The 16450-nt window shown below is 39.5% G+C and carries 17 protein-coding genes and 1 other annotated feature; of the genes, 3 read left to right on the plus strand and 14 right to left on the minus strand.

The genetic code is table 11. The features are described from left to right. Positions 1 to 238: 238 nt before the first annotated feature. On the minus strand, positions 239 to 1528 hold the full coding sequence (gene yfmH / locus IGJ99_RS13535) for an EF-P 5-aminopentanol modification-associated protein YfmH (RefSeq protein WP_023520520.1): 1290 nt from the start codon (positions 1526 to 1528) through the stop codon (positions 239 to 241). After that, positions 1521 to 2789 carry an EF-P 5-aminopentanol modification-associated protein YfmF gene (yfmF, locus tag IGJ99_RS13540; RefSeq protein WP_023520521.1) on the minus strand — a complete coding sequence of 423 codons (1269 nt, stop codon included), beginning with the start codon at positions 2787 to 2789 and terminating at the stop codon, positions 1521 to 1523. The genes yfmH and yfmF overlap by 8 nt, the downstream gene beginning before the upstream one ends. A 222-nt stretch (positions 2790 to 3011) precedes the next feature. Between yfmF and mscL the strand changes: the two genes are divergently transcribed. Then, positions 3012 to 3476, plus strand: a complete 465-nt coding sequence (mscL, locus tag IGJ99_RS13545; RefSeq protein ID WP_010734070.1) for a large conductance mechanosensitive channel protein MscL — start codon at positions 3012 to 3014, stop codon at positions 3474 to 3476. A gap of 35 nt (positions 3477 to 3511) precedes the next feature. Here the strand turns inward: mscL and IGJ99_RS13550 are convergent, their stop codons facing one another. The 12 genes from IGJ99_RS13550 to IGJ99_RS13605 all read right to left on the minus strand — a co-directional run bounded on the left by IGJ99_RS13550 (position 3512) and on the right by IGJ99_RS13605 (position 14021). Then, the gene (locus tag IGJ99_RS13550; protein ID WP_023520523.1) at positions 3512 to 3949 is read right to left on the minus strand and encodes a GNAT family N-acetyltransferase; all 438 of its coding nucleotides are present in this window, start codon (positions 3947 to 3949) and stop codon (positions 3512 to 3514) included. A 93-nt stretch (positions 3950 to 4042) separates the two neighbouring features. Then, entirely contained in the window at positions 4043 to 4288 is a 246-nt protein-coding gene (locus IGJ99_RS13555) for a Veg family protein (protein ID WP_010734068.1), read from the minus strand. Between the two features lie 116 nt (positions 4289 to 4404). Next, positions 4405 to 4980 carry a sigma-70 family RNA polymerase sigma factor gene (locus IGJ99_RS13560; protein WP_019724411.1) on the minus strand — a complete coding sequence of 192 codons (576 nt, stop codon included), beginning with the start codon at positions 4978 to 4980 and terminating at the stop codon, positions 4405 to 4407. 77 nt (positions 4981 to 5057) lie between these two features. After that, positions 5058 to 5588, minus strand: coding sequence for an NYN domain-containing protein (locus IGJ99_RS13565; RefSeq protein WP_010734066.1), 531 nt, complete (start codon positions 5586 to 5588; stop codon positions 5058 to 5060). A 3-nt stretch (positions 5589 to 5591) separates the two neighbouring features. Continuing rightward, positions 5592 to 6455, minus strand: coding sequence for a 23S rRNA (guanosine(2251)-2'-O)-methyltransferase RlmB (gene rlmB, locus IGJ99_RS13570; protein WP_023520524.1), 864 nt, complete (start codon positions 6453 to 6455; stop codon positions 5592 to 5594). Next, the gene (locus tag IGJ99_RS13575; protein WP_010734064.1) at positions 6439 to 6843 is read right to left on the minus strand and encodes a Mini-ribonuclease 3; all 405 of its coding nucleotides are present in this window, start codon (positions 6841 to 6843) and stop codon (positions 6439 to 6441) included. The genes rlmB and IGJ99_RS13575 overlap by 17 nt, the downstream gene beginning before the upstream one ends. Then, positions 6840 to 8252, minus strand: coding sequence for a cysteine--tRNA ligase (cysS, locus tag IGJ99_RS13580; RefSeq protein ID WP_023520525.1), 1413 nt, complete (start codon positions 8250 to 8252; stop codon positions 6840 to 6842). Before cysS ends, IGJ99_RS13575 begins: the two co-directional genes overlap by 4 nt. Beyond that, a complete protein-coding gene (epsC, locus tag IGJ99_RS13585; protein ID WP_010734062.1) occupies positions 8236 to 8784 on the minus strand; it encodes a serine O-acetyltransferase EpsC in 549 nt (182 codons plus the stop codon). The genes cysS and epsC overlap by 17 nt, the downstream gene beginning before the upstream one ends. A gap of 82 nt (positions 8785 to 8866) precedes the next feature. After that, positions 8867 to 9100 (minus strand) — a binding site (T-box leader). Further along, the gene (gene gltX / locus IGJ99_RS13590) at positions 9097 to 10557 is read right to left on the minus strand and encodes a glutamate--tRNA ligase (protein ID WP_010734061.1); all 1461 of its coding nucleotides are present in this window, start codon (positions 10555 to 10557) and stop codon (positions 9097 to 9099) included. Its footprint overlaps the feature before it by 4 nt. Before the next feature lie 325 nt (positions 10558 to 10882). Then, entirely contained in the window at positions 10883 to 12031 is a 1149-nt protein-coding gene (locus IGJ99_RS13595) for a PIN/TRAM domain-containing protein (RefSeq protein ID WP_409173657.1), read from the minus strand. A gap of 26 nt (positions 12032 to 12057) precedes the next feature. After that, positions 12058 to 13428 carry a DNA repair protein RadA gene (gene radA, locus IGJ99_RS13600; protein ID WP_010734059.1) on the minus strand — a complete coding sequence of 457 codons (1371 nt, stop codon included), beginning with the start codon at positions 13426 to 13428 and terminating at the stop codon, positions 12058 to 12060. A 65-nt stretch (positions 13429 to 13493) separates the two neighbouring features. Continuing rightward, on the minus strand, positions 13494 to 14021 hold the full coding sequence (locus IGJ99_RS13605; protein ID WP_010734058.1) for a dUTP diphosphatase: 528 nt from the start codon (positions 14019 to 14021) through the stop codon (positions 13494 to 13496). Between the two features lie 214 nt (positions 14022 to 14235). Here IGJ99_RS13605 and proB point away from each other — a divergent pair, with 214 nt between their 5' ends. Beyond that, a complete protein-coding gene (gene proB, locus IGJ99_RS13610) occupies positions 14236 to 15039 on the plus strand; it encodes a glutamate 5-kinase (protein ID WP_010734057.1) in 804 nt (267 codons plus the stop codon). Then, entirely contained in the window at positions 15039 to 16286 is a 1248-nt protein-coding gene (locus IGJ99_RS13615) for a glutamate-5-semialdehyde dehydrogenase (protein WP_010734056.1), read from the plus strand. Before proB ends, IGJ99_RS13615 begins: the two co-directional genes overlap by 1 nt. Positions 16287 to 16450 lie beyond the last annotated feature (164 nt).

A 16450-nucleotide genomic window follows, 5' to 3' on the forward strand; every position in this document is an offset into this window, starting at 1 on the left:
TCGACCATTTTTTCTGACTGCTTCTCATTGAATTTTTGCTTTATTCATGCTCAATGTATAGTGTTCCCTCTATATTGATCAATCTTGCACTCAATCTACTTAAGAATACCACAAAGCGAACTTACTTTGGACAACATTTCATCTGTTTTAAAGTGAAATTTAAAACTTTCTTTTATTCTTACAAAAAGCATGACGAAACAGCGAGTATGTCCAATAAATTCAGAGTTTTTTTACTGTTTCACTTTTTTGGCTGCATATAAAATTCACTAAATACATCAGCATTGATAAAAGAGCGTCCTACTTGAAGAAGATCCGTCATCTGGATTGATTCAATGATTTCTGGCAAATCAAACAATGTTTGGTCACCAAATAGACTTTGTGTAAATTGATTGGCGATGTATTCGATGGAGTTCAATGATTGGAAATACTGCCCTAACATTTTCTTTTTCAACAAGTTCAAGTTTTCTTCTGTGATTCCTTCGTCATGTTCAAAGTTCAATAGAATCTCTTTTATTTTTTTTACTGCTAGTTTTGGTTGGTCCGAATCGCCACTGAAGTCAGCAAAATGAAATTCACGATCTAAACTAAACTCAAAGCCAAAACTATCATCAATAATTCCTTCGTTGTAAAGGGCTAAATAGTTTTGTGCAGTTGGGCCTAAAAGTAATTGTAGTAACAAACGAATCGCTGTTTTATATCTGAGCAATTCTCTCCCATTTTCAGGTAACACATCGATTCCTTTGATCCCTAACACAAATTTTTCTCGTGTGATCGCTGCTTCTAAGGTACTTATCGGCAGAACATCTGCTTGATTTTCGGGAAAGAATCGTTCGATTTTTTGAGCGGGTGGAAATTCTTTGGTAGCTTGATTGTGGCGAATTTGCTCCATCAACTGTTCTGGTTCCAAATTACCAACTACAAATAACACCATATTGCTTGGTTGATAAAAGGTGCGATAGCAAGTATATAGATCCTCTGCTGTGATGTCAGCAATACTTTCCACCGTTCCTGCAATATCGATGTGTAATGGATGATTGGGGTATAGATTGTTTAAGATACCAAAGAATAACCGCCAATTCGGATCGTCTTCATACATCTGGATTTCTTGACCAATGATCCCTTTTTCTTTGTTGACTGTTTCTTCAGTAAAATAAGGTGCTTGAACAAAATCAAGTAAGGTCAAAAGATTCTTTTCTACCTGATCTGTCGTTGAAAACAAATAGCTGGTTTTTGTAAAGCTCGTGAACGCATTCGCTGATGCTCCTTGTTGACCGAACAACTGGAACACATCGCCTTCTTCTTTTTCAAATAACTTATGTTCCAAGAAATGCGCGATCCCATCAGGAACTTTCACTTTTTCCGTTGCATCATAGGGAATAAATTCATTGTCGATCGACCCATAGTTCGTACTGAATAAACCGTATGTTTTGTGATAATCGTTTTTTGGTAACAAGTAAACCGTCAAACCATTCGGTAAGACTTCGTGATACAGTGTTTCATTGATTTGACTGTACTCTGCTTTATGCATTCTCTTCACCTCCAGCTAAAAAGAAAATTGCTTGTAATTCGATTTGGTTTGCCACTTCTTGAATATCTTCGATCGTTACACGTTCCATGCGAGCCAGCCATTCCTCGTCCGATAGTTCAGTATCAGGAAGCCAGTGTGCTAAATAAGCGGATTCGATTGCAGCTTGTGGCGAATCCAAAGACAACAAATAGTGATTACGTAACATTGCCTTGGTTTGTTCAAGCTCCAATTTAGTGACTTCGCCATTTTGTAAACTTGCCAGTTGTTGATGGATCAAGTGCAAGACTTGATTACGATTTTTGGTCTCAATGCCTGTTTGTACAGTCAATAACCCACGAAAAGTATCAACGTTGCTAGACGCATAATAAGCTAAGCTTTCTTTTTCACGTACATTCATGAAAAGTTTGGAGTGAGGGAAGCCTCCGAATAAGCCATTAAAGACCATCAATGAAAAACGTTCTGGCTGATCGTAATAAACATTGGTTTGATAGGCTAGGTTCAGTTTGGCTTGCACCACTGGTTCTTGGATTTGTCGTTCCTTGATCACGTTGTTTTGTGTTTGTTGATAAAAGATTTCTGGTCGTACCACTTTTCGCTCAGTGAAAGGAAGCTCTTTTAACGCTTCGATTGCCATTGTTTCTTCGATATCACCCACTACAAAAATATCCACTTGGTCTTCTTTGATCATACGTGCATAATATTCTGCTAAGGCACTTGATGTGATATTTTCGAGTTCTTCAACGGACCCCATACTTGGGATTTTTTGTGCATCTGACTGTTCAAAATATAATTCTTGTAATGCTAATGAAGCCATTGTTTGCTTATCTTCATTTAAGCTTTCCAAATATTGCTTTAAGTTATTTTTCTCTAAATCAAATGTTGCTTGATCAAATGTTTGATTTTTGATGTTAGGGAAGAATAATACCTCTTTTAAAAAGGAAACGGCATTCGTCAAAATCGTGCTGTCATTGACATACGCACCATTGACGAAACTGATTCCCGCATTCATCCAATGTAGATTGCCTTTTTTCCGAACAGAAAAACCGAAACCAGCTCCATACAAATCAGCTAATTTTGCACTTAATTGTGTCTGATCCGGATAGTTCAAGCTATTCGTCTCTAATAAACTACTCAGTAATGAACGTTTGGTGACGATGTCTTTTTCTAAGGCTGTGGTGAACCGTACAAAAATACGGATCGTTTTAAATTGTTTGGTTGGTAGCACATGAAGGTTGACACCTTCTGTCAATTGATAGGCCATAAATAACTACTCCTTTTTGTCATGATCCTTGGATCTCTTAGCGATGATCGTTGTTGTTTCAACGACATAAAAGTTCTCTTTTTTTGTCCAATTTTTTTAAAAGTCACTTTCTAGTATAGCATACAAGTGATTGAACGAACGTGTGGGGATATTATTAAGCGTGTTGTTTTTACATTTTTTTATTCTTCGATATACTAGGATTAACAAGAAAGGAGAAAAACAATGATCAAAGAATTTAAAGAATTTATCATGCGAGGCGATGTGCTAGATCTAGCTGTCGGTGTAGTGATCGGTAGTGCTTTTACGGGCATTGTGAATCAAATCGTTCAAGGTCTGATTACTCCCTTAATTGGTTGGGTCGTTGCAATGATCACAGGTACCTCTGATTTGGATGGTGCATTGTCTGTTCTTGATTGGTCACCTGCGAAAGGGGTCACCTTTTCTTTTGGGAATGTTATTAGTGCAATTATTACATTTGTCATTACTGGTTTTGTTCTATTCCTAGTGGTCAAAGCAGCCAATCATGCGAAAAACTTACGTCCAAAAGAAGAAGAAGTGGTGGAAGACAAACCCACTGCGGAAGATTATCTTAGTGATATTCGCGATCTATTGGCACAACAAACAGCTGAAAATAATGCACGCCCCACTGCCCAAGCAACTTCTGAGAGCACGGATCCTAAAGCGTGAGATAAAAAAAACAGAAGGAAATCCTTCTGTTTTTTTTATGCTTGTTTTCTCATGTCTAAGTGGGGGATTCCATCTTCTAAATATACTTCTGAGATTGCCTGAAAACCAAAGGATTCATAAAATGATTGTAGATATTCTTGTGCCCCGATCACGATCGGACGTCCAGGTGCATTGGCTTCGATCGCCGCTAATGTTTGTGCCACGATTTTTTGTCCTAACCCTGACTTGCGATGCGCCTGATTGACCAAGACTCGTCCAAAATGAACTGTGTCTTCTTCTGCATAAATACGTGTATATGCCAAAATCGTACCATCTTCATCTTTAAAATAAGTATGCCATGCGATTTCATCGATCTCATCGACTTCTTGGTAAGGACAATTTTGTTCAACAACAAATACGGCGATTCGCTCTTTCACGATTGCATAAAATTCTGCTGTTGTTAGTTCTGCAAATTTTTTTACATAATGCTTCATCATCAGGACCTCCGTTCTTTCTTGCTAATAGCATAACGAGTTAGATACAAAAAAGCAAACGAACCTCATATATAATCTAGGTCCGCTTGCTTTTTAAACTGCTTCAGTTAAAAATTCGATCTCAACTGTTCGAGTAAGTACATCTGAATAACTGTAAGATACTCGTTCAAATGAATTTTCTTCAGGATCTAAGTCTACGACAAATACTGAAGGATAGGTTTCTGTTAAAACGCCTCGGCGTTCCGTTTGACGCTTTCTTCCGGTCTGTGCAACCAACATGATTTGGCTGCCGATACGACCTTCTAAATCTTTTTTGATTGTAGCTAAAGTTAGTGGCATACAATTCACCTCAATTACTATCATACCATATATAGTAAAATTTTTCAAGTTTACCATATCAAAAAAAGAAATGCAATAGAAATAAGTAAGAAAAACATTAGTAATGCTATAAAAAATCACTCATTATAATCTTTCAGATGTTTTTTTATCTTATATTTCACTCGACCGTAAGCGCTTTTTATTTGCTTCAGATCCATTGATAATTCTCTCTCCATCTCGCTAAAATCATTGCCTTGCATGTAATGTTGAAAGATTTTTGCCTCTTTTGATGAGAATTTGATATCACAGTCCTCGAAAGCTTCTTTTAATAGTAATTGTTGCATCGCAACAGGTTCTTGGATGGTGATCTCGGCTAAAAAATCTGGTCCTTCTGTCGCTATTTTTTGTTCAATAGAAATTTCATTTTTTTGGTCTCGACGTTTTAGCGCGTTTTGCTTACGCAATAAAGAGTAGATTTGGTTACTGATAATACTTTTGTAATAACTCCCAAAACTGACACCTTTATTATTTTCGTACGTTTTAAGTGCTTGATATAGAGCAATCCTTGCTTCTTGTTCCCAATCTTCACTTACATAATTCCTTAGATAATAAATATTTTTCAACCGTAATAATAACGGGAAATATTTTTGATACAGCATAGAAAATGCTTCTTCATCTCCATTACGGGCGGCGCACAATAACTCCTCGGACATAAAATAATTCCTCCATAACTTTCGATTATGGAGGAATCTTACCATCAATTCATTGAATAACTAATCGTATCTGGCTGTTATTTTTCTTTTCTCATTAAATCGTCCAATTTTTGGGACAATTTTTCTAATTGTTCTTCATTCCACGGAGAATTTCGTCGAAAATCAATAAAACGCATATTTATATTATCTTGGGTAATATTTTTTTCTGTTTTTTTGATTGTTTTATATAATTCGTACGCGGAAGTTCGTAAGGCACCTTGTGAAAAAATCACCCATTGTTCCGCTAAGTCACTCGTTGCGACAGTCACTTGCGTCAAACGAGTATTCAACTCTCCAGCGATCCGCTCGATATACGTATCTGCCGTTTCATCCTCTTTTGTGAAAACAACTTCTAATTGGTATTTTCGATAATTTTGTTGGATACCCGGCACTAATTGTGCATCAAAGACAACGATTACTTCTAGGCCTTCATATTTTGCATAATTCGATAAACGATGCAACAAGGCTTCTCTGGCATCCGCCATTTTATCTTGCTTTTTCAGTGCCACTAATTCCGGCCAAGAACCGATCATATTATAGCCATCGACGATCAACAGCTGCTTCTTCATGCCTTATCCCCCCTGACGCTGAGAAAAAGCCTGATACATCAGTAGCCCAGCCGCAACACTCGCGTTCAAGCTTTGAACATGACCGACCATAGGGATCGTTAACAACTCATCCATTTCTTTCTTCAAGCCTGCACTCATGCCACGACCTTCGTTACCGATCACTAACGCTATCGATCCTTTTGCATTCCATGATTGGAAATTCGTTCCTTCCATATCCGTTCCGAATACCCAAAATTGTTGCTCTTTTAGCTGCTGGACAGTTTGAACTAAGTTTGTCACACGAGCCACTGGCACGTATTCAACGGCGCCTGTCGATGTTTTCGTCACGATTGGCGTGATTCCGACTGCGCGATGTTTAGGAATGATGACACCATCCACCCCACTGGCATCTGCCGTTCGTAAAATCGAACCAAAATTGTGAGGATCTTCGATACTGTCCAAGATCAAGAAAAAGGGTGTTTCCGTTTTGCTCTTCGCCTGTTCCAATAGTTGATCCAACGTCAGATATTCATAAGGCGTGATGGCCAATACCACCCCTTGATGAACACCACGATCACTCAGTAGGTCTAATTTCTGCTTAGGCACCCACTTGACCGGCACCGATTGTTCTCGAGCAATATTTTTCAACTCTTCAACCTTGTCGCCCCTTGAATCTTCTTGGAGGAACAATTTATTTCCACGACCTTGTTGCAAAGCTTCGACTGTCGCATGATGACCAAATACAAAATTGTCTTCACTCGTTGTGTCCTCTTGACCAACATAAACTGTTTCCTTCTTGGCACTACGTTTCTCATTGCCTTTTGTAAAACGTTGAGAATCTTTTTTGTTTCGTTTTTGATAATTACGTTCTTTATTTTCTTTCCTCATGGGTTTCACCTACTTTCTCAATACACCAATTGATCAATTCTTCCATACGTTCGGTTTGTTTTGTTAGATGTAAGTAGCCCATCAAGGCTTCAAACCCTGTTGCAACGCGATAAGTGGTAATATCCGCATTTTTTGCACTCGTATGGCTTTTGGCATTTCTACCCCTGCGATAGTAAAGTTCTTCATTTTCTGTTAACAGGTTTTCTTGCAACATTTGTTGGATCAAAAAAGCTTGTGCCTTTGCCGAAACATAGTGTGTCGCTGCTCGGTGCAGTTTATTCGGCTTTGTTTCACCTTTTTCAATCAAGTAATCTCGAATATAGATTTCGTAGATAGCATCTCCAACATAAGCAAGTGCTAAACCATTTAGTTGTGTATGATCTCTCATGCTTCTCTTCTCCAACGAGTACCTTGTGGAGTGTCATCTAACAAGATACCTTTTTCTTTTAATTGGTCCCGAATTTCATCACTACGAGCGAAATCTCGGTTTTTTCTGGCTTGTGTTCGTTCTTCGATCAGTTGCTCGATTTCTTCATCCAACATTTCTGCTGTCGTAAATAAGATACCAAAGATCGACAACCATTGGGTAAATAGTGCCTCACTTTTGGATAGGATCGTTTTGGAGACAGTCGGTTGTTCCAAATACGTATTGATCCATTTTGCTAATTCATAGACAACTGTGATGCCGTTAGCCGCATTGAAATCATCGTCCATTTCTTTGATGAATCGTGTCTCTAATTGTTCCAGTTCTGTTACCTGTCTCTCATCTTCCGACTGGGCTGCTACCGCATTTTCAAAACGGAAGTTTAGATTATCAAACGTATTTTTCAATCGCTGTAAGTTTGTCGCTGCTTCTTTCATCGTTGCTTCACTATAGCGAATCGGTCGACGATATTGTGTGGTTGCCATAAAGAAGCGTAACACTTGTGGGTCTACCTCTTGGATCATTTCGTGGACAGTGATAAAGTTCCCTAAAGACTTACTCATTTTTTGATCGTCTTCACCAATCGTCACATAGCCATTGTGCATCCAATAGTTCGCAAATTTTTTACCTGTTTTCGCTTCACTTTGGGCAATTTCGTTCTCATGATGAGGGAACTCCAAGTCTTGTCCACCACCATGGATATCGATTGTCTCACCTAAATGTTTCGTTGCCATCACGGAACATTCGATATGCCACCCTGGACGACCTTCGCCCCATGGCGATTCCCATGAAATTTCGCCTGGTTTTGCTTTTTTCCACAAGGCAAAGTCTAAAGGATCTTCTTTTTGTTGCTGTTCTGCGCCAGTACGTTGACTTGCACCAATCTCTAACTCGTCTATTGATTGATCACTCAATTGACCATAATCAGTAAATTTACGCGTACGATAATAAACATCGCCATTCGATTCATAAGCAAAACCTTTGGCGATCAATATTTGGATGAACACACGAATATCTTCCATGTGATCCATTACTCTTGGATGGCTCGTTGCTGGCTGCACATTCAAGGCTTTCGTATCTTCTTCAAAAGCTTTGATAAAACGATCAGCAACTTCAGGCGCCGTGATCCCAAGCTCATTGGCAGCCTTGATGATTTTATCATCCACATCTGTAAAATTCGATACGTAGTTCACTTGATATCCACGGTATTCCAAATAGCGTCGAATCGTGTCAAATGCAATCGTACTTCGGGCATTTCCAATGTGGATATAATTATAGACAGTTGGTCCGCAAACATACATTGAAACTTGTCCTTCTTTTAAAGGAACAAAAGTCTCTTTTTCTCTTGATAGCGTATTATAGATTTTTATCATTCTCATCCCCTACTTTCTCTCCATTGATTCGGACAACTTTTGCTGGTATCCCTACTGCTGTTGCCCCATCAGGTATATCTTTTAAGACGACTGCGCCTGCACCGATTTTCGCATCTTTTCCTATGGTGATCGGTCCTAAGATTTGGGCATTGGCTGACAACATTGCGCCTTTTTTGACGGTTGGATGTCTTTTCCCCGTTTCTTTTCCAGTCCCCCCTAAAGTGACACCATGAAACAAGACGACATCATCTTCGATTTCTGCTGTTTCTCCAATAACGATTCCCATACCGTGATCGATAAATACACCCGTTCCAATCGTCGCTCCTGGATGTATCTCTATTCCCGTAATAAATCGCCAAAATTGGGCATTCATTTTGGCAATCAAATAGAGACGATGGCGATATAAATAATGGGAGAAACGATGCCAAAATAATGCATGTAGCCCAGGATAGGTCAAAATGACCTCTGCTGTGGTACGCGCTGCTGGATCATTTTTCTTTACGGCAATGACAGCTCGTTTGAACCATTCCATCGACTTCCTCTCCTTTCCTTTTTCGACTGTATGTAAGAACAACGAAAGACAACTAAAAAACGTCTTTTAATAAGTTTCCTTATTAAAAGACGCTATGAGGCGTGGTTCCACTTTTTTTCATAATCAAATGATTATCTCTAACAGGTAACGTCTGCTATTCGTTCTTCGCTACTTTCAAGGATTGAGATTGATCAACCCCCTCTTCGCAAAGACCACTCCCAGAGGCATTTCAAAAAAGAACAATTGACAACTTACACCACCCGTTGACTCTCTTGAAACCATTCTTTTTTTACTTCTTTCTGTTCATCGTGTTTAGTTCAATACTTGGTTTAAATGTGCTAAAGATTTTTCTTTTCCTAACAATTCGATTGTTTCTGGTAATTCAGGTCCATGCATTTGTCCTGAAACAGCGACACGGATCGGCATAAACAGGTTCTTTCCTTTTACCCCTGTTTCTTTTTGTACTGCTTTGATTGCTGCTTTGACTGTTGGTGCATCTACCACTTCCATTTGAGTAAGTTGTTCTTTGAAAGCTTTCAACACAGTCGGAACCGTTTCACCCGCTAATACTTCTTTGGCTGCTTCATCTAATACAGGATGTTCGTTAAAGAATAATGTTGATACTTCAACGATTTCCGCTGCATAACTCATTTGTGGTTGGTACAGACGAACAATTTTTTTCACCCATTCGATTGTTTGTGCATCTGGATTTTCTTGCACACGACCATCAGCGATCAAATAAGGTAAACACATTTCTGTCAATGCATCTAGATCCATTTCTTTGATGTAATGGTTGTTCACCCATTGTAATTTTTTTGCGTCAAATGCTGCTGGTGATTTGCTCAAGCGCTGTGGATCAAACATTTTGATCAATTCTTCTTGACTGAACAATTCATCTTCACCGACAGGCGACCAGCCTAGTAAAGCAATAAAATTGAACATCGCTTCTGGTAAGTAGCCTAATTCACGGTATTGTTCGATAAATTGTAAAATCGATTCATCACGTTTACTTAATTTTTTGCCCGTTTCAGAATTGATGATCAAGGTCATATGCCCAAATGTTGGCGCAGTCCAACCAAATGCTTCATAGATCATTAATTGTTTTGGTGTATTCGCAATATGATCATCCCCACGTAATACGTGAGTGATCTTCATTAAGTGATCGTCAACAGCTACCGCAAAGTTATAGGTTGGCATACCATCGCGTTTTTGGATGACATAATCCCCACCGATATTGTCTGATTCAAAGGTGATATCTCCTTTGACCATGTCGGTAAACGCATATTCTGTATTGCGCGGCACACGGAAACGAATCACTGGTACAATACCTTCTGCTTCTTTTTTCGCTTGTTCTTCAGGTGACAAGTTCGCACAAGTCCCAGCGTAGTGAGGCATTTCGCCACGCGCACGTTGCGCTTCACGTTCTGCTTCTAATTCTTCTTCTGAACAATAGCATTTGTAAGCACGATTGCTTGCTAATAACTGATCGATCCATGGTTGGTAGATTTCTTTTCTTTCAGATTGACGGTAAGGACCGTATTCACCTGGATTTTCAGGTGATTCATCCCATTCCATCCCTAACCATGCAAGATTCTCTAATTGGCTTTTTTCGCCATCTTCAATATTTCGTTTTTGGTCAGTGTCCTCAATGCGGATAATGAAATCTCCATCATTGTGACGGGCAAATAAATAATTGAATAATGCAGTTCGTGCATTCCCAATATGCAAATGCCCTGTTGGACTTGGTGCATAACGTACGCGTACTTTCGTCATTTTCTTCCTCTTCTTTCAAACTAGACTTTGAGACGCCAAAAACAACTGACAATACAATATCTTATCAGATTGTTTTGGGTTGGATCTCCTTTAGCGATAAATGTTGAAATTTAAAGCTACTCAGCACAAATTTTACCTTTTATACGTTAAATAGTAAAGAGATTATGAAAAAGTCATTCAAATCTACGTAAGAAGGCGGGAATCGAAAAAATAGTTTGGCCTACTTTTCAATCCTCGCCTACTCCACCTAAACTGAGGAAACAAAAACCATCTCTCTAAAAAATCTGACGATGTCTAATTGCCTCATATTTACCATATTGCGTTTTTATTTCGTTTTTTTCTCATTTTCACGCTTATTGTCGATTCCTCTACCCGCATGAGCAGGTTTTGCAAAGATCATTCGTCCAGCAGCTGTTTGTAGTGCACTCGTTACCACGACTTCGATCCGTTCATTCATGTAATGTTGCCCATCTTCCACAACCACCATTGTACCGTCATCTAGATAAGCCACTCCTTGTTGACGTTCTGTGCCTGCTTTGACCACTAGTACATTCATATTCTCACCAGGGATAACGACTGGTTTCACTGCGTTAGCAAGTGCATTGATATTGAGAACAGGTACATTTTGAAATTCAGAGACTTTGTTAAGATTATAATCATTGGTCACGATGACACCATCCAATAGTTTTGCCAATTTGATCAGCTTACTATCTACTTCACTGATGTCTTCAAAATCACCATCATACATCTCAACTGAAATACCTTCTTCTTTTTGTAACGCATTCAAAATATCTAGTCCGCGACGTCCACGTACCCGCTTCAGGCTATCGCCAGAATCAGCGATATATTGTAATTCATACAGGACGAAATTTGGGATCATCAAGGTTCCTTCTAGAAATCCTGTTTTTGTAATATCGTAAATACGTCCATCAATAATGACGCTTGTGTCTAAAATTTTATATTTATGAAAATGATCATCTAATTTGCGTTCTAATAACTGACTTTCCACCTGACTAGGTGTTTCTTGCTCCACCTTTTTACTTCTAGGTCCAAATATTTTCTTCCATTCTTCGATGCGGGTCGTTCCCATTCGCAAGCCCAAATAGCCAAGGATCACCATCAATAAGATGGGTAAAACACTGTTCACAAAAGGTATTTCAATATTGTAAAGCGGCGTTGAGATCACAACCCCCAACGTTAGGCCAATAATTGCACCGATTGCGCCAAATAAGAGATACGTCAAGCTGACTTCACTTAATTTTTCTTCAATTTGCTTGATGACTGCTGTTATATGTTTTGCCAATAGCAAAGATAATAGAAAGAAAATAAGTGCACCTAACAAGCTATTGGTAAAGGTGTTATTCAGCCATCCATTCGTCTGTTGACCGACCGCCTGCCAAGCTGTAGGTAAAAAAGAAATCCCTAAGCTGGCACCAACGATGATCATCAGTAAGGTGATGACACGTTTTTGCATCCTGTTTCCTCCATTTCATTTTGATTTTAGCGAAATACTCGTCTAAGAGTTTCATCAAGTGTAGCAACACCTACGACTTCGATACCCTCTGGAATATTCCAACCACCTAAATTATTTTTAGGTAAATATACTTTTGTAAAACCTAATTTTTGTACTTCTTTGACTCGTTGTTCAATTTGGTTGACTCTTCTGATTTCACCAGTCAGACCGATTTCTCCAATAAAACACTCCGTTGGTTGCGTTCCTTTTTCTTTGTAACTAGACGCAATACTGACTGCAATCGCTAAGTCGATTGCAGGTTCATTTAATTTTACCCCACCAGCTGCTTTTAAGTAAGCATCTTGATTTTGCAACAATAATCCTGCCCGTTTTTCTAAGACTGCCATGATCAATGACACCCGATTAAAGTCTAAACCAGTCGTTGTTCGTTTGGCATTTCCGAACATCGTAGGCGTGACTAAGGCTTGGATCTCAACCAAGATCGGACGTGTACCTTCCATGGCGACAACGATCGCTGAACCTGTCGCCCCATCCAATCGTTCTTCTAAGAAAATCTGTGAAGGATTGGCTACTTCTTCAAGGCCATGGGTGTGCATCTCAAAAATACCGATCTCATTGGTGGAACCAAAACGATTTTTGACGGCACGCAAAATGCGAAAACTATGATGTTGCTCACCTTCAAAATACAAGACCGTATCAACCATGTGCTCTAACATGCGCGGACCTGCAATCGAGCCTTCTTTCGTGACATGACCTACTATAAAGATAGCAATACCGTTTGTTTTTGCGATTTTCAATAGCTCAGCTGTGGTTTCTCGCACTTGACTAACACTACCAGCGACACTCGTAATATCAGGTTGAGTCATTGTTTGGATCGAATCGATGATGACATAATCAGGTGAAATTTGTTCGATGGCTCGACTGATTTCATTCATATCTGTCTCTGCATACAAGTAAAACTCTGTGTCGATCGAACCTAATCGTTCTGCACGCAACTTGATTTGGTCCGCACTCTCTTCTCCCGATACGTAAAGGACTTTTCCACCAATAGCAGCCAGTTGCTGTGATACTTGCAAGAGTAAGGTGGATTTTCCGATACCAGGGTCGCCACCGATCAAAACCATCGAGCCAGGGACCACACCACCGCCTAAAACACGGTTCAATTCTTCTAGCTTCGTCTTTACTCGTGGTTCTTTCTTAGGAACCACCTCAGCAATTTTTGTTGGCTTGGCTTTTTCTCCGGTCAAACTCGTTCGTACTCTGCGGTCCGTTGTATCTTGTTCGATTTCTTCAACCATGGTATTCCATTTACCACAATTTGGGCAACGTCCTAAAAATTTAGGCGACACATAGCCACAATTTTGACAAACAAATTGAACTTTTGCTTTTTTGGCCATTTCGGTGTACCACCTGTCTTTCATTTTACTTTTCTTGAGTTAAAGATAACTTAAATCTACTTTGCTTATTGGTTGGATGAACCAAATCCACCTTGACGAGCATTAGCGGTTTGATCTTGGTCCGCTTTTAAGAACGGTAGGAAGATTCCTTGCCCAATTCTTTCCCCTTTTTTGATCACTACATCTTTGAAACCAAAATTCGTGAATTGGAACATGATATGCCCTTCATTTGCTTCGTTATTATAATAGTCACTGTCGATCACGCCGACACCATTCGTCAAAATCAAAAAACGTTTTAATGGATTGCTCGAACGATTGGCTAATTGTAAGAATTCATCCTCACCCATATACGCTTTGATTCCTGTAGGCACTAAAACGGGTTTGATTTTCTTTTCCTCTGCTGACATTTCAGAGATCAGCGCATCTGATACAGCTGTTAGTCCTTGCTTGAACCCGGCTTTCCAAACACTTGGAATCACCACATCTTCTGCTGCTTCAAAATCATAACCGGCAGCGTGATGAGTCGCTCTTTGCGGCAATTGGATCTGTTGATCCTGATAACGTGTAATTACTTCAAAACCTCTTTTATTCACCGAATCCCTCCCAGAGTAAACTAGTTCTATTTTAACATACCAAGCGACTGAATACCCAAAGTTAACGAATTCTTCATGAAATTCCTTTCTCTATTTAAGAAACAAATTTATTGATTTTTTGAAAAAAAGTTTATTAAAACATGACTTTATGATTGAAAACAAGTAGAATAGAGCAAAATCATTTCTGTGTAAAAAAGATTAGTTGAGGTGCACCATGCGAAAAGAAATAATAGAAGCAAAACGAATCATTATAAAAGTAGGAACAAGTACGTTGATCTATCCAAATGGCAACATCAATTTGGGTGCGATCGATCAACTCGCTTTTGTTCTCTCTGACCTTCGTAATCAAGGCAAAGAAATCGTCTTAGTCTCTTCCGGTGCAGTAGGTGTTGGGATGCACAAGATGAATCTAGCAAAGCGTCCTAATACGATCCCCGCACAACAAGCGATTGCAGCAATTGGACAAGCTGAATTGATGAATATCTATAATCAACGGTTCAGTGCCTATGGTCAACAAACGGCACAAATCTTAGTGACGCGAGATGTTATCGATTACCCTGAAAGCCGAAAAAATGTTGTCAATACGTTAGAACAGCTACTAGCAATGGGAACCATTCCGATCGTCAATGAAAATGACACCGTCGCAGTGGATGAATTAGATCACTCCACCAAATTTGGCGACAATGATCAGTTATCTGCGATCGTTACCAAACTGATTGCCGCTGATCTACTCATCATTCTTTCAGATATCGACGGTTTTTATTCGGATAATCCAACCATCAATCCTGACGCTGAAATGTATCAAACAGTTACCGCGATCGACGATGAACTGATGGCCCAAGCAGGTGGTGCTGGTAGTGCCTACGGAACTGGTGGGATGGCAAGCAAACTAAAAGCAGCTTTAAGGATCTTTGAAGCAAATCGTCCGATGATCTTAGCAAACGGAAAAAATCCAGCAATCATTTTTGATATTTTAGCTGGAAAAGAAATCGGCACATTATTTAAGGAGGTTTTATAATGACTGATCTTAACCAACTTGGGATACAAGCAAAAAAAGGCGCGCGAGAACTTGCTTTGATGCCGACTAAACAAAAAAATGACTTATTGTTGCAAATGGCACAAACAATCAAGAGAAATCAACTAGCCATTCTTGAAGCCAATCAAAAAGACTTAGATCAAGCGACAGAAAATAATATTAGCGAAACAATGCAAGATCGTTTACGGCTAACACCAGAACGCATCCATACAATGGCGGAAGAAATCATTAAAGTGGCGCAACTAGACGACCCAATCGGAAAAGTCGATCACATGTGGCAAAACGAAGATGGTTTATTGATTGGCAAGAAACGTGTCCCTCTAGGTGTCATCGGCATGATCTACGAATCACGTCCGAATGTGACAACTGATGCGGCAAGTCTCGCATTTAAATCAGGAAATGCAGTGATTTTACGTGGTGGAAAAGAAGCCTTCCATTCCAATCAACTGTTGGTTGAATTACTTCAAGAAACATTGGGAAATGCTGAAGTTTCGCCTTACGCGATCCAATTCGTGGATGATACCTCTCATGAGACGGCTGCGGAATTGATGCGATTAACGGATTATTTAGACGTATTGATTCCTCGAGGTGGTGCTTCGTTGATCAAACGTGTGAAAGAGCAAGCCACTGTACCAATCATTGAAACGGGTACCGGCAACAACCATATCTATATCGATAAAGAAGCACAATTAGCCATGGCCGTGGATATCATTGTGAACGCCAAAACATCTCGCCCTTCTGTCTGTAACGCTGCCGAGACTTTGCTGATCCATTCAGAGATCGCACCTTTCTTCTTGCCATCTATTGAGCAAGCACTGGTTGAACATGGTGTCTCTCTACATGCAGATGCTCACGCGTTAGATTATTTAGAGACCGCAACCTTAGCAGACGAAACCGATTGGGATACAGAATATTTGGATTATATTTTAGCGGTTAAGATCGTTGATTCTTTGGACGAAGCAATTGAACATATCAACCGTCACAATACACAACATTCCGAAGCTATCGTGACGGACAGTTACACAGCAAGCCAACGCTTTTTAAATGAAGTTGATGCAGCTGCTGTTTACGTCAATGCGTCCACTCGCTTCACGGATGGTTCAGTATTTGGCTTCGGTGCAGAAATCGGTATTTCTACACAAAAACTTCATGCTAGAGGTCCAATGGGGCTAAATGAGTTAACAACGACGAAATACATCATCTATGGAGATGGACAAATTCGTAAATAATGTTTCACGGGAAACATTTTATGTGCGAGTTGTCTTTCATAATAAAGTTACGTAAAAATCAGATTATTCTTTATTAAAAGAAAAAATAAGACGACATCCACAAAATTTTAAAATAAATTTCGTGGATGTCGTCTTGTTTCTAAAGAGTGCACACTATTAGTACA

It is taken from the genome of Enterococcus sp. AZ095b (genome assembly GCF_051714725.1).
Lineage (GTDB): Bacteria > Bacillota > Bacilli > Lactobacillales > Enterococcaceae > Enterococcus_B > Enterococcus_B pernyi.